Origin of the sequence: uncultured Abiotrophia sp., assembly GCF_963520105.1 — a bacterium.
In the GTDB taxonomy this organism is placed as follows: Bacteria; Bacillota; Bacilli; order Lactobacillales; family Aerococcaceae; genus Abiotrophia.
In genome coordinates this window covers 29,584-43,419 of sequence record NZ_CAUQPN010000005.1, presented here as the reverse complement: position 1 = coordinate 43,419, position 13,836 = coordinate 29,584, and the positions used below count along the sequence as shown (strand labels likewise).

General features: G+C 47.2%; 11 protein-coding genes. 5 read left to right on the top strand and 6 right to left on the bottom strand.

The window, feature by feature from the left end:
• Positions 1 to 114 precede the first annotated feature (114 nt).
• Genes RWO08_RS06280 through RWO08_RS06265 form a run of 4 tightly spaced genes read left to right on the top strand, consistent with a single transcriptional unit; the run spans position 115 to position 3,482 of the window.
• Complete coding sequence (locus tag RWO08_RS06280; protein WP_314063321.1) at positions 115 to 1,011, top strand: ABC transporter ATP-binding protein; 897 nt, start codon at positions 115 to 117, stop codon at positions 1,009 to 1,011.
• Between the two features lies 1 nt (position 1,012).
• Positions 1,013 to 1,744: an ABC transporter permease gene (locus RWO08_RS06275; protein WP_291453650.1), complete on the top strand. Its 732-nt coding sequence runs from the start codon at positions 1,013 to 1,015 to the stop codon at positions 1,742 to 1,744.
• Between the two features lie 23 nt (positions 1,745 to 1,767).
• Entirely contained in the window at positions 1,768 to 2,874 is a 1,107-nt protein-coding gene (locus RWO08_RS06270; protein WP_291430900.1) for a sensor histidine kinase, read from the top strand.
• An 8-nt stretch (positions 2,875 to 2,882) separates the two neighbouring features.
• Positions 2,883 to 3,482: a response regulator transcription factor gene (locus tag RWO08_RS06265; protein ID WP_314211525.1), complete on the top strand. Its 600-nt coding sequence runs from the start codon at positions 2,883 to 2,885 to the stop codon at positions 3,480 to 3,482.
• Between the two features lie 58 nt (positions 3,483 to 3,540).
• Here RWO08_RS06265 and RWO08_RS06260 read toward each other — a convergent pair whose 3' ends face one another.
• From RWO08_RS06260 to RWO08_RS06245, 4 genes are all read right to left on the bottom strand, one after another.
• A complete protein-coding gene (locus RWO08_RS06260) occupies positions 3,541 to 4,260 on the bottom strand; it encodes a YebC/PmpR family DNA-binding transcriptional regulator (protein WP_291430896.1) in 720 nt (239 codons plus the stop codon).
• A gap of 102 nt (positions 4,261 to 4,362) precedes the next feature.
• On the bottom strand, positions 4,363 to 5,376 hold the full coding sequence (locus tag RWO08_RS06255; protein ID WP_306486320.1) for a glycosyltransferase family A protein: 1,014 nt from the start codon (positions 5,374 to 5,376) through the stop codon (positions 4,363 to 4,365).
• 44 nt (positions 5,377 to 5,420) lie between these two features.
• Positions 5,421 to 7,598: a Tex family protein gene (locus tag RWO08_RS06250; protein WP_314211524.1), complete on the bottom strand. Its 2,178-nt coding sequence runs from the start codon at positions 7,596 to 7,598 to the stop codon at positions 5,421 to 5,423.
• A gap of 3 nt (positions 7,599 to 7,601) precedes the next feature.
• Entirely contained in the window at positions 7,602 to 8,342 is a 741-nt protein-coding gene (locus RWO08_RS06245) for a metallophosphoesterase family protein (RefSeq protein WP_314211523.1), read from the bottom strand.
• 263 nt (positions 8,343 to 8,605) lie between these two features.
• Here RWO08_RS06245 and RWO08_RS06240 point away from each other — a divergent pair, with 263 nt between their 5' ends.
• Positions 8,606 to 10,063, top strand: a complete 1,458-nt coding sequence (locus RWO08_RS06240) for an NCS2 family permease (RefSeq protein WP_314211522.1) — start codon at positions 8,606 to 8,608, stop codon at positions 10,061 to 10,063.
• An 83-nt stretch (positions 10,064 to 10,146) separates the two neighbouring features.
• Here the strand turns inward: RWO08_RS06240 and RWO08_RS06235 are convergent, their stop codons facing one another.
• Positions 10,147 to 11,700, bottom strand: coding sequence for a bifunctional UDP-sugar hydrolase/5'-nucleotidase (locus RWO08_RS06235; protein WP_314211521.1), 1,554 nt, complete (start codon positions 11,698 to 11,700; stop codon positions 10,147 to 10,149).
• 341 nt (positions 11,701 to 12,041) lie between these two features.
• On the bottom strand, positions 12,042 to 13,835 hold the full coding sequence (pepF, locus tag RWO08_RS06230; RefSeq protein WP_314211520.1) for an oligoendopeptidase F: 1,794 nt from the start codon (positions 13,833 to 13,835) through the stop codon (positions 12,042 to 12,044).
• Position 13,836 lies beyond the last annotated feature (1 nt).

The window sequence follows — 13,836 nt, the reverse complement described above, 5'->3', positions numbered from 1 at the left end:
ATCTACCATCCACCAAGTCATGACAAATGTCACATCATATCATGACAGGCGCTACTACTAGCCTCCGATTTCTTGGCCTATAATAAAACCATCAACAGCAAGGAGGGAACTATTATGAGTCTCATTAATGTAAAAGGGGCCGGCAAGACCATCAAGGGCCGCCCCATCTTACAAGATATCAACTTCTCAATTGAGGCTGGCGAATGCATCGCCCTCATTGGTCCTAATGGGGCCGGCAAGACCACTTTGATTGAGCTCTTACTCCATGACAAAATTCTCAGCCAAGGGACCATCACTATTAAGGGTATGGCCGTAGGGAACCACAAACTCAAGAGCACTATCGGCCTCCTACCTCAGACTAACGAACTCCCTAAGAACCTCAAGGTCAAAGAATTAATCAGCTTCTTCCAATCCATCTATGACTACCCCTTGACCCAGGAAGAAATCCAAGATATTTTGCGTTTCAGTCCAAGCCAGTACAATCAGATGACCCAATCCTTATCCGGTGGTCAACGCCGCCTACTAAGCTTCGCCTTAACCTTGATTGGCCGCCCTTCCGTTCTCATACTAGACGAACCGACAGCTGCCATGGATACTTCGACTCGCCAACAATTCTGGGAAATTATTCGTCGTATCAAAGAAACCGGGACTACCATTCTCTATTCTTCTCACTACATTGAAGAAGTCGAACATACAGCCGAACGAATTCTAGTGCTCCACCAAGGCAAGCTCATTCGTGACACAACACCTCACCGTATGCGGTCAGAAGAATTAACCCAGTTCTTTACCGTCCCTGTGCGCTTCCAAGAAGTATTGGCTAAGCGCCAAGACATTATGGAACTGACTGAAAACAGTGATAACCTGACCTTCCATACTAAGAATGGTGCTGAAGTCTGGGCTGCCCTTAGTCAAGCAGGTTGCGCCTTCAGTGAATTAGAAGTCGCTCGCCGCACCTTACTCAATAGCATTTTCGAAACTACCCGAGACGACCAAGAAAGCGAGGTAAAATAAAATGAAAAACTTACGCGCCCTCATCAAGGTAGAGACCTACTTTACATTACGCAATTGGCAGAGCTTAGTCATGGCCATCGGCATGCCCTTGGCTTTCTACCTCCTCTTCTCTGGTATCTATCAAGCGGAGATGCCTTATAGCTACAGAGTCTTCATGATGATTTCCATGACGGCCTCTTCTCTTCTAAGCTTCAACGTTTTCGCCCTACCCTATAATTTAACTGCAGATAAGCATAACAATTGGCGACGTTTTCTTCACCATTCACCGGTGTCTGTGGTACAATATTACTTAGTAAAAGCCTTACGCTTTGTCTTGCTCTATTCCCTCGCCATCGGCGTGGTCTTCAGCTTTGGTGGCTTAGTTCGTCAAATTACCCTACCGGCTGGTGACTATTTCATGGTCATTCTTATTCTCTTGGTCGGGATGATTCCATTCTCATTTATTGGGGCTCTCATTTCCTACTTGCCAAGCGAAGAAACCATCTCCATGGTTGGGAACATCGCCTTTATGGCTATGTCACTCTTAGGTGGCCTCTGGATGCCTCTGATGTTTTTCCCTCAATGGATGCAAAACCTAGCCAAATGGATTCCTAGCTACCACCTAATGCAAATCATCCAAAACTGGTATACTAACCGAATCTGGGCATGGGATTCTATTTTCGCACTGGTAGCCTATGGAATCTGCTTCTTAATCCTGATTGCCTTAGTACAACGTAAAGTTGAAGTAAAATAAGTCCTTTAGAAGGAGGGACTATCATGTTCCAACGTCTGAAAATTGCGATGAAACAGACTCATATCATGTTCTATATTAGTCTAGTCTTCATCCTATTCCCCATTATTGAATCCATCAATCAGTCCCCCATCAATTGGGGGATTTTGGGCTTGACCTTTATCTTTTTAGTTTCCTATCTCTCCCTCTTATGGAGCCAAGACCAACGAATTGTCACCCTCAGTTGGATTTATGCGGCAGGCTATATCTGTTACTGTGCCCTTTCCCTCAATCCTAACTTTATTTGGTTCCTCTTTTATTTGGGCAATGTCATGGCCTATTGTTTTCCTCGTTCTTCCCTCTGGTCTTGGCGTTGGTTAAGTATTTATGGTATCGCCCTAGGAATCTATCTCTATCACACTTGGCGGGGCTTGGATTCCATTGAGTTATTCTATCTGGGCCTGCTAATTGGCTTCATCATCCTCTTTTCCATCGGGCAACGCTTCGGTCGATTGCGAGAGCTCATGCAGGAAAGAGAAGAAGCTAAAAATAAGCAAATCAACTTACTTTTAGCTGAAAATGAACGTCATCGAATCCGGCGTGACCTCCATGATAACCTAGGCCATCTCTTCGCCACCTTAGCTGTTAAGAGTGAATTAGCCACTAGCCTGATGGCACGTCAAAAATATGAGGCTGCCCAAGAACATGTTAAGGATATTCACAACCTGACTCAGGAAGCTATGCATCAGGTACGGGCTATCATCAACGACTTAGACCACCACGACTTGGCTAACGAACTCATCCGTCTGCAAGAAATGTTAGAAATATCTGGCATCCAGGTGGTCATTGACAACCAACTAGGTAATCTGTCCTTGACTCAGGACCAATCCTCCACCCTAGCTTTGTGCTTGCTAGAAGCCTGCAACAACATCATTAAGCACGCTCAAGCCAAGCATGTGCTAATCCGTCTCTGGCGGAACGACAATTTCCTCTACGCCTTTGTAGAAGACGACGGACAAGGTTTTGGCCCCGTGCAGGAAGGTGAACTCCACACCATCTTGGACCGCCTGCAAATTCAAGGCGGACAGCTCAACATCCTCAGCCGTCGCCAACCTACCCAAGTCCAACTTAAAATGCCCTACGAGAAAGGATAGGTGATTCCATGCGCCTCTTAATTGCAGAAGACCAAGCCATGCTTCGAGATGCCCTCTGTCAACTCCTAGAGCTAGAAGACCAAGTAGAAAGCGTCCACCCAGCCAAAAATGGCCAGGAAGCCATGGAGATTATAGGTAGCCAGACCATCGATATCGCCCTCTTAGACATTGAAATGCCCTACGCCAGTGGCTTAGATGTGCTAGAATGGTCTAAGGCCCATCACCCTGAGGTTAAGGTCCTCATCTTCACCACCTTCAAGCGTCCCGGCTACTTCGAACGCGCCCTCAAAGCCGATGTCGATGCCTTCGTCCTCAAGGAGCGCCCAGTCCATGCCCTCAATGAAACTCTAGAAAACATCTTGGCAGGCAAGAAAGAATATGCGCCTGAGCTCGTTGATCGCCTTTTCACTCATCACAACCCCTTGACCCCACAAGAGCGCCAGCTCATGGCAGGCGTTAGAGAGGGGCTCTCCAACAAGGAGTTAGCCCAGGAGCTCCATCTATCAGAAGGTACCGTCCGCAACTACATGTCTACCGTTCTGCAAAAACTAAGCGCTAAAAACCGGGCGGATGCCATCCGTATCTGCCAAGAAAATGGTTGGTATTAAGAATTTCGCCAAAGAAAAAAGACTGAGAAGTTGATGCTTCTCAGTCTTTTACTTTGTCTTAGTCTTCTAAGTCCACGTTGTGGTAAACGCGTTGAACGTCGTCATTGTCTTCTAAGACTTCAATCAAACGCTCGAATTTAGCTAAGTCGTCACCTGTTAAGGTCACTTCGTTTTGTGGCAAGAGGTCTAATTCTGCCACTTCAAACTCGCTAATCCCCATGGACTCCAAAGCTGATTGAATGGCATGGAAGTCGTTAGGTTCGCCGTAAACGACAACAGACTCACCTTCTTGCGTTACTTCACGGACATCTACATCGGCTTCTAATAAGCCCATCATGATTTCGTCAGCATCTTGGCCGGCGATAACGAAGACAGCTGTCGCGTCGAAGAGGTAGCTAACAGACCCGCTGACACCCATGTTCCCACCGTTCTTACCATAGGCCGCCCGTACATCACTGGCAGTCCGGTTTACGTTGTTAGTCAAGGCATCCACGATAATCATGGAACCATTTGGCCCGAAACCTTCGTAGCGGAGCTCTTGGAAACTTTCATCGCCGCCACCTTTGGCTTTTTCGATAGCACGGTCAATGACATGCTTAGGCACATTATAGGTCTTAGCACGATCAATGACAAATTTCAATTTTTGGTTACTATGGGGATCTGGATCGCCTTGTTTAGCTGCTACATAAATTTCAATCCCGAATTTTGCGTAGACCTTACTGTTATTGGCGTCCAACTTGGCTTTTTTTTCTTTGATGTTGGCCCATTTACGTCCCATTCTTTCACATCACTTTCTCTTAAGATATTACTATTATAAGGCTAAGCCCCCACTATGGCAAGGTCTGACACTCATTTGCCTTGCCAGTGGGCAAGTAGGCTTTTAGTAGCCCCCGACCTTGCGAATGACTTTATAAACCTGGTTGGAAACCCAACGTCCTACTCGCGTATTCGCTGTTGTTAAGCGGCCAAAAAAAGCATAACGCAAGACTTTGAAGGCCTCAGGGTTACGTTCTTGTAGGAAGTTCCAAAGGTCTTGGCGCTTAGCTATCGCTTCTGGTGTCCCAATACGATTGAGCAAGGCGCTAGAAATGCTGGTGACAATCTCCAAATGTTTAAGCAAATACTGGCGAATGCTAGGGTGTAGCGGTTGGCTAAAGTCAACCGCTTCAATTAAAATTCGGTTAACTTTGAGTTGCTGGTCAATCCGCCCCATCATAACTCGTTCGTTGACCGACTGGTCATCGCGGCCAATCAGATAACGATAGAAGTCGACATCCAGATAATAGAGGCGCTGAACATGCTGAATCGGTTGATAGACAAAGACATTATCTACATAGAAGGTGTGTTCTGGCAAGATAAGACCACAATCTCTCAACAGTTGGGTCCGATATATCAATGAATGCATCATGAGATACTCGCCTACTGAGAAAGGCTTGACTTCATCCCAACCAAAGAACTGATTAATAGGCAAATTACGCTCGTAGCGAACCGTTCGCTTGGCGCCTTCCTCTCCCTGCTCATAAACATAATTGGTCAAGAGAACATCCACCTGGGTATTCTCTGCTTCAAAGCGCTCAAGGGTTGCCATAACCGCCGCCAAAGCCGACTCATCCACCCAGTCATCAGAGTCCACTACCTTGAAATATTGGCCCGTCGCATGGGCTAGACCAGTATTGACAGCCCCACCATGCCCCTTGTTAGCCTGATGAATAGCCTTGACCTGGTCTGGATAGCGGCGCTGATAGTCTTGAGCAAGGGTCAAGGTTTCATCCTTAGAGCCATCATCAATGACCAAGATTTCAATCTGGTCGCCTGCCGGCAAGAGGGACTCAATAGCCCGTCCCATATAATCTGCGGAATTATATGAGGGGATTGCCACAGTTAGTAATTTCATTAAATATTCTACCTTTCTAGTCGAAACATTGAAGTCAATGGCGCCTAGCCTTGGGCAGGCTTCTTGAAGAGGCGCTTGAGGCCAATACGGCCTTTTTTCTTATCTAAGACAGTGACTTCAACTTCCAAGATATCCCCCACAGCTACCGCTTCTGAAGGATGCTTGATGAATTTCTTGGATAGTTTGGAAATATGAATCAGGCCATCTTGCTTGACCCCGATATCCACAAAGGCACCAAAGTCGACCACGTTGCGGACCACGCCTTGTAGTTGCATCCCAACTTCGAGATCGTCTAAGGACATGACATCTTCACGTAAAATCGGTGCTGGACCAGCATCCCGGATATCGTGTAGGGGATGCTTGAGGCCCTCAATAATATCTACAATGGTTGCCTGGCCTACTTCTAGCTCCTGAGCAAGTTGGGCTGGCCTAAGGGCACCTAAGGCCTCCACAGCATGATCAGAGCCAATCGCGTCTAGAGCTATACCTGCACGATCCAGAATCATACGCGCTACCGCGTAACTCTCTGGGTGAATGCCGGTCTGATCAAGTGGATTCTTACCTCCGACAATCCGGAGGAAGCCAATGGCTTGCTCATAGGTTTTAGGGCCTAGGCGCTTAACATCCTTAATTTGACGGCGGTCTTCAAAGCGACCTAACTCGTCACGAAGACTAATCAAGTTCTTGGCCGTAGTCGCGGTCAAACCAGACACGTGTTGCAAGAGGGAAACACTGGCTGTATTCACATCCACACCTACTCGGTTAACAGTGGTATTGACCACAAAGTCTAGTTCCTCGGTCAATTGCTTTTGAGCCACATCGTGCTGATACTGACCCACACCAATGGACTTAGGATCAATCTTAATCAATTCAGCCAAAGGGTCTTGCAGACGGCGAGCAATGGAAACCGCGCTCCGCTCTTCTACCTGATAATCCGGAAATTCTTGACGGGCTAGTTCACTAGCTGAATAGACAGAAGCCCCCGCCTCATTAACAATCATATATTTAACCGGTTGGTCCAAGGTCTTGATGACTTGAGCTACGAACTGCTCAGATTCCCGACTGGCGGTCCCATTCCCAATAGCAATGACTTCGACCCCGTGTGCTTTAATCAAATCTGCCAATTGGCCACTAGCCGCTTGACGTTGGCGTTCACCTGCTGGTTTATGAGGGTAAATAACACCTTTATCTAAGACCTTACCGGTTTGGTTAACGACCGCTAGCTTACAGCCCGTACGGTAGGCAGGGTCTAAGCCCAGCACTGTCCGCCCCTTAAGAGGTGGCGTCAAGAGCAAATGCTTGAGGTTGTCCCCAAAGACTTGGATGGCTTGCTTATCTGCCCGCTCAGTCGCTTCATTGCGAAGTTCCCGCTCAATGGCTGGAAAGATGAAACGTTTGTAAGCATCTCGAATGGCCGCCTGCCCTAAGACACGCTTAGCTTCTGGAAGATTCCCAGATAGGACATGACGCTCCAAATAATTGAAAATCGGCGCCTCATCCACCTCAATAGACACGCTGATAACCTCTTCCTTCTCAGCTCGGTTGAGAGCTAAGGTCCGGTGCGCTGGTAGGTCGCTAAGTTTATTTTCGAAGTCATAATACATCGCATAGACTTGGTTAGGGTCCGCCTCTTCCTTCTTGAGCTTGGTCTTGAGGATGGCATTATAACGCATGTATTTGCGGATAAATTCGCGGTAGGCAGCATTGTCTGACACCCATTGGGCCAGAATTTCATGGGCACCAGCTAGAGCAGCTGCCACATCCGAAACTTCTTCGTTAAGATATCCAGCAGCAGTCTCTTCGACGTCCCCTGCCTGCTCATTCAACAACCATTGAGCCAAAGGTTCCAAGCCTTGTTCAATAGCCACCATGGCCTTAGTACGACGCTTCTGCTTATAAGGTCGATAGAGATCTTCCACTTGTTGCAAGGTGCTAGCCGCTTCGATTTGCCCAGCTAATTCTGGAGTCAGTTTTTCCTGTTCATCAATCAGACGCTTAACTTCTTCCTTACGCTCGGCCAATTGCGTGACATAACGATAGCGGGTCTCAATCTCGTGGATTTGGACTTCATCTAGGGCGCCTGTTTTTTCCTTACGATAGCGCGCAATAAAAGGAATGGTGTTGCCTTCGGCCAAGAGCTCTAAGACGACACTGACCTTATCAACCGGCAACTTAAGTTCCTTAGCTACCTCTTGTACTTCATGTGTTAATGTTACTGTCATGATTTAATCGTCCACCTTTGGTGCGTCCGAAGGAACGCAGAATGTTTCGAGAAGGGTCTCGTGATTGATTCGGACAGCCAATAGATGGCCACCGTATACTGCACCGCCATCAATGCCAATCAAATCACCCTCACGATGCCAAACATGATGAGTCTGGCCATCGTCATTGAGCCGACCAATCGGGGTATGGCCGAAGATAATTGGCCGCCCAGTCTTATTAGGCAGCGTATGGAAGGGTTCGCGAATCCAGACAAAATCGCGGCGTGAAGAATCTTGCCACTGGTCGACTTCCGGATTAACCCCAGCATGTGCAATGATGAAGTCGCCAAATTCTGTATAGAGGGGCAGGCTCTCCAACCAGGCTTGTAGCCACGGCTGAGTCTCCTTCAAGCAGGCAGACAGCAGCTGGCCAGATTGGTCTTCTAGCCTACTAGGCGTCGTCTCTAAAAATTCTGAGATGGTGGTCAAACCACCGTTACGCTTATAGCGGCCAAAGTAGTTTTCTGGGTCCGTCAAGGTCTCCAATAACATATCCTCATGGTTACCACAGAGACAGATAGCGCCATGACTGGCTTGAAGCTCCCTTACTTTTTCAACCGTGGCCTTCGAATTCGGTCCTCGATCAATCAAGTCTCCCACAAAGATTAGTTGTTGATCTTCTGGGCGCCAATGGGTCAATAGTTCTTCCAAAAGATGGTACATACCATGGATATCCCCAATAACAAATGCTTCCTGCTTAGTCAAGGCTATCGCCTCCTTCTCATTCAATCCTCTTCATTATAGCATAAAAGCCTTTAAAACACGATATCTAGCCCTAAAGCTCCTCGTTTATCAGACATTTTGTTACGAATTCTACACATTTTCATTCCGCCTATCCTTGCAGTGTTCAAAAACACGAACATTTAATTTTTTTTGAAGACAAATCCTCTTAGAACTAGTTCTATCTGCCACTGTCTATGCTATACTCAATTCTGTTCTATTAATCCAAACATTAGGAGGCTATTATTTTGGAACGTTTTTTCAAATTACGTGACCACGGAACAACCGTGGTAACTGAATTTATTGCAGGGATTACCACCTTCCTTGCCATGGCATATATTGTCTTTGTCAACCCGTCAATTCTGTCTCAAACCGGCATGCCTAGCCAGGCCGTCTTTCTAGCTACACTTTTTGCGGCGGCTAGCTCGACACTGGTAATGGGCCTTTTCGCTAATGTCCCATACGCTTTGGCTCCAGGTATGGGTCTTAATGCCTTTTTCACCTTCACTGTCTGCTTCGGTCTAGGTTTCACTTGGCAAGAAGCCTTAGCCATGGTTTTCCTGTGCGGTATCTTCAACATCCTGATTACCGTCACTAAAATCCGCAAGCTCTTGATTGTTTCCATCCCAGAATCCCTACAACATGCTATTTCTGCTGGGATTGGGGTCTTCATCGCCTACATCGGGGTGAAGAATGCAGGCTTCTTAAACTTTACAGCCTCTGGTTCTAGCATTCTTTCCGTTAATGGCGGTCCAGCTAGCGCTACCCAATATGCTGGCGGGGTTACCAATGTCGTAGCTGATTCCGGTATCGTTCCAGCCTTGGTCAACTTCACTCAGCCATCTGCAATTCTCGCTTTGATTGGCTTAGCTATCACCATTATCCTCATGGTCCGTCAAGTCAAAGGTGCCCTTCTCTTAGGGATTGTGATTACTACCGCCTTAGCCTTTCCAATGGGCCTAATTGACCTATCAAGTGCCAACCTAGCACAAAATTCTCTTGGCAACGCCTTTGGAGAACTCGGTCAAACCTTCTTAGTCATCTTCCGTCCAGAAGGTCTTCCAGCTCTCTTTTCAGACTGGAGCCGTCTCCCCTTAGTGCTGATGACCATCTTCGCTTTCAGCCTCTCTGATGTCTTCGATACCATCGGGACCTTCGTCGGAACTGGTCGCCGGACTGGCATCTTCTCAGCTGAAGATGAATTGGCTCTACAAAACAGCTCAGGTTTCAGCTCAAAAATGGACAAGGCTCTCTTCGGAGATTCTATCGGAACCTTGATTGGTGCCCTCTTCGGGACATCTAACACGACCACCTATGTGGAATCTGCCGCTGGGATTGGGGTTGGGGGCCGAACAGGCCTTACTTCTGTTGTCACTGCCTTGCTATTCCTAGCAACCATGTTTATTGCACCTTTTGTCAGCCTAGTTCCATCTGTGGCAACTGCACCAGCCCTCATCATTGTCGGTGTTCTCATGATGGCTTCCTTCAGTGACCTCAACTGGACTGATTTCGCCGAAGCAGTGCCTGCCTTCTTCTCTTCCATCTTCATGGGCTTCTCCTACTCTATCTCTTACGGGATTGCAGCTGGTTTTATTACCTACGCTATCGTAAAAGTAACACAAGGCAAGGCCAAGGAAATCCACGCCCTCTTGTGGGTCTCCATCGCACTCTTCGTCCTTAACTTCATCATTCTAGCTGTTATCTAATGACATCTAATCACTAGCAGAGACTCTGTCTCTGCTTTTATTGCTATAAAAAAACTGAGACCTATGGTCTCAGCTGCTTATGCTTATTGTAACCAGTTAAAGTGCTGGTAATGGTTATTGATTTGCTCCCAATCTTCAGGGCCAAAATGAGCAAGGGCCTCTTTCATCAAAGTGGCTAAATCGGTCTTCGACAAGGTCTTCATTTGGTCGCTTGAAAACATATGATAGTCGCCCCCGCCGCAGGCACGGTATTGGGTTAGAGCTAGGGTATAAATGGCATCTAAGTCCAATTCTTGCCCCTTACGTTCATCCACGATACTTACCACACGTTGCCCTACCGGCTGAGTCAAATCTACTGTGGTCATCAAGCCACTGAAGACATCAAAGTTATAATGCTTAGGCTTAGGCGCAATGTAACTTGGATTAATGGACTTACGCCCATCCTGATCCAGCACCAGATAGTTGAGATCGAACTCCAAGGCATCCTTGATTGTCTGACCACTTACCTCAACAGTCGCAATTAAATTATAGTAGGGATAACTAGCTAACAGAACTTCATTGGTAATAGGCCCATGGAAATCTTTAAAGGCCTCATTAACTAAGGCAATGGCGCTAAAATCGGCTCCTGTTTCCCGCAATTGCAATTGGTTAAGGAACTCAATATAAGGATGCCCGTAGATACGCGCTTCAAAAGCATCCTGAGTAACAGGTAAAAGAGGCGCCTCTCCTAGGACTTGGTTCAGCCAAGCCACCCCTTGGCTAAGCTCTGGTTCCATGACCTCGCGTACCGCCTGACTCGAACTCGTTTTGCTGGTTTCGTGCAAGCTCGCTTGACCAGAAACAAGTCGATGGTCTTGATCCAAGTCTAAAGTAACTTCTGCTACATACTGGCCAGCAAAGCCTGGTTGCACTACCCAAGTCTGTCCTACTTGTTGGCAAATCACACGGTGTTGGTGCCCTGTTAAAAGCACATCTAGGCCTGGAATCCCTTGCAGCATCTCAGCCCCGCGGTTTTCGCCCGTTAAAGCTTCAAGGGGTTCAAAACTATTCAAATCCCGTTCAAAACCACCATGATAAGCCAAGATTAAGACGTCCACCTGAGGTCTGATTTGCTCAGCATATTTCTTGGCCACTTGATAGGCATCGAGGAAGGCTAGCCCTTCATAATGCGCTGGTAACTCCCAATGGGGAATATACTCGGTTGTCACCCCAATAATCCCAATCCGGATGCCTTCACGTTCGGTAATGACATAAGGTTGGCCGAGTGCTGGTTGACCCGTTTCCTGCCAGACAATGTTGGCACACAAAATCGGTGCCTCTAGCTGATTCAAAATATTATCACGATAGTCTTGGCCGAAATTGAACTCATGATTACCAATTAATTGATAATCGTAGCCAATTTTATTCATAGCCCGAGCGAAGACACTACCGTCGCCCGCTTCCTGCTTGCAGTATGTGGCGAAGGAAGAGCCCTGTATAAAATCTCCTAAATCAATCGTTAGGACGGGATGATTAGCCTTTTCTTTCAATTTTTCAATCGTTGCTGCTGTGTTGAGCAATGAGCGCTCAGCATTTTCTGGTGCTTTGAGCCAGAAACCATGTGTGTCACTGGTCATCAAGATGGATAATTGCTGCATAGTATGCCTCCTTAGTCTTAGCCTTCCTATTATACAGCATCCCGCCAAGCCTCTCAAGTAGCCTAATAAAGTCAAAATAAAAAAGGAAAAGGCCAAGAGGTCTCCAGCCCCTCAAGGTCTTTTCCCAAGTCAGTCAAGAAAACGAGCGATGCCTTACCCCCACGTAAGGTCGCACCATTTTCCGGCAGTGCACTCCTTGCATTGCCTAAGTCTATCATACATCACTTGATTGGCAATGAAAAGGCTTATAGGCGGTCTGTAGATGAAGCTTAACACTTCTGACATCTGCCCTTTATTTGATTGCAAATATTACGCTCTTGTAACATTTGCCTAGACCAATCCTAGGCAAGAGCTTCTATTTGATCTAATAAATGATCGACGTAGCCGATTGCTGAACGCAAGGCGCCAGCATCCGCCATAGATACGCCGGCATGTTCTGCCAAGGCTAAAGGTCCCATGGTACCACCAGCTTTAAGAACTTCTAGCCATTTGTTGATTGTAGTTTGGTCGCCTGCTGCAATTTTCTGCCCTACAGCCGTCCCAATGGTTAACCCTGCTGAGTAGGTGTAAGGATAGAGGGCCATGAAGTAGTGCGGCTGACGCATCCAAGTCAATTCGGCACCTGGATTAATTTCCAGGGCATCGCCCCAGAATTCCTTAAGGGTTTCTAAGAAGAATTGGTTGAGACTGTCGGTATTGAGGAATTCATCACGGTCTACCGCTTCTAGCACCTTACGTTGGAAATGTGCTTCCAAGAGGTGGGTGACCATGTTGTGGAAGTAGGTCCGAGCAATAAACTCAGCAATCAAGGTCCGTTTTTGCGCGGCTTCTAAAGGTTGGCTGAGCAAATATTGACACATAATCACTTCATTAGCCGTTGAAGGCGCCTCGATAAAGTAAAGGCTGGCTTCTGGTGTAATAGGCGATACATGCTGGTTGGTTAACTGGAAGTGCCCCGCATGCCCCAATTCATGAGCCAGAACAAGCACTTCGCTGAGTAAGCCTGTCCAGTTGAGCAGAATATAGGATGGACCATCGGCTACCGTCGCACAGAAGCCGCCGGTTGATTTAGTCTGGTTCATTGGATAGTCAATCCAACGCTCATCGAAGGCACGACGCACAATTTCTTGATAGTCAGGGCCAAGGACCTTGAAGGTATCTTCTACCATGGCACGGGATGCCTCTATGCTGATGGTCTCAGCAGGTTCCTTCGAGAATGGCATCTTAATATCTGCCAAAGATACTTTATCCAAGCCCTGCTCAGCTGCCAACAAACGCGCGTAACGACGCATCACCGGCGCAAACTCTGACATGATGACATCAATTTGGCGGTTATAGGCTTCACGGCTCACGTCTTGTTTAAAGAGTTCGTAATCAATGATTGAGTCAAAACCTCGCAACTTAGCTTCCTTCTTGCTCGTTTGCACATAGTTGAGGTAGTTAGCTGCTGCCGTGTGTTGATAGCGCGCCAAGCCATCATGGAAAGACTTCCATGAAGCATGACGCAATTCATAGTCGCTAGCCCCTTCGTAGTCCCCTTCGAATTTGACGAAACTATTTGGATAGGTCTTACCCGCCACTTGGAAATCGTCGAAGGTCAAGTCCTGGAACTTGAGGGTTCCATAGAGAGAATATTGGTTGTAGAGCGAGCTCTGGAAACTAGATAAGAGCTCTTCAACCTCCTTAGAAAGGACGCTAGGCTTTAAGCGCAAGACTTCATTGAGATAGCCAGCATAGCGCTTGCCCTTATCAGATTGACTAAACTCTCTCAGGTAGGCTTCATCCAAGGCTGATAACTCTGGTGCTAGAAAGGCAAGCTTAGCCCCGACTAATTCGAAGAGTTGATCCAAACCCACTGCATTGGCTTCATTCTGAGCATCTAGTTTGTCGGTCTCATAGGCTAGTGAACCATAATGAGAGACCCAGGAAATGGCCACTTGAATAGCCTCATAGTCGGCTAAGGCCTTTTCTAATTGTTGCGCTTGACCCAGAGTGCCCGCATAGTTAGCTTCAAATTCCGTCACCTGTTTCTTCAAGCCCTCCACGGCCACTTCATAGGCCGCCTGGTCTTGATACAAGAGACTTAAATCCCAGGTCTCTGCCAGAGGCAGTTCCTGTCTTAAAGGTAATGACATC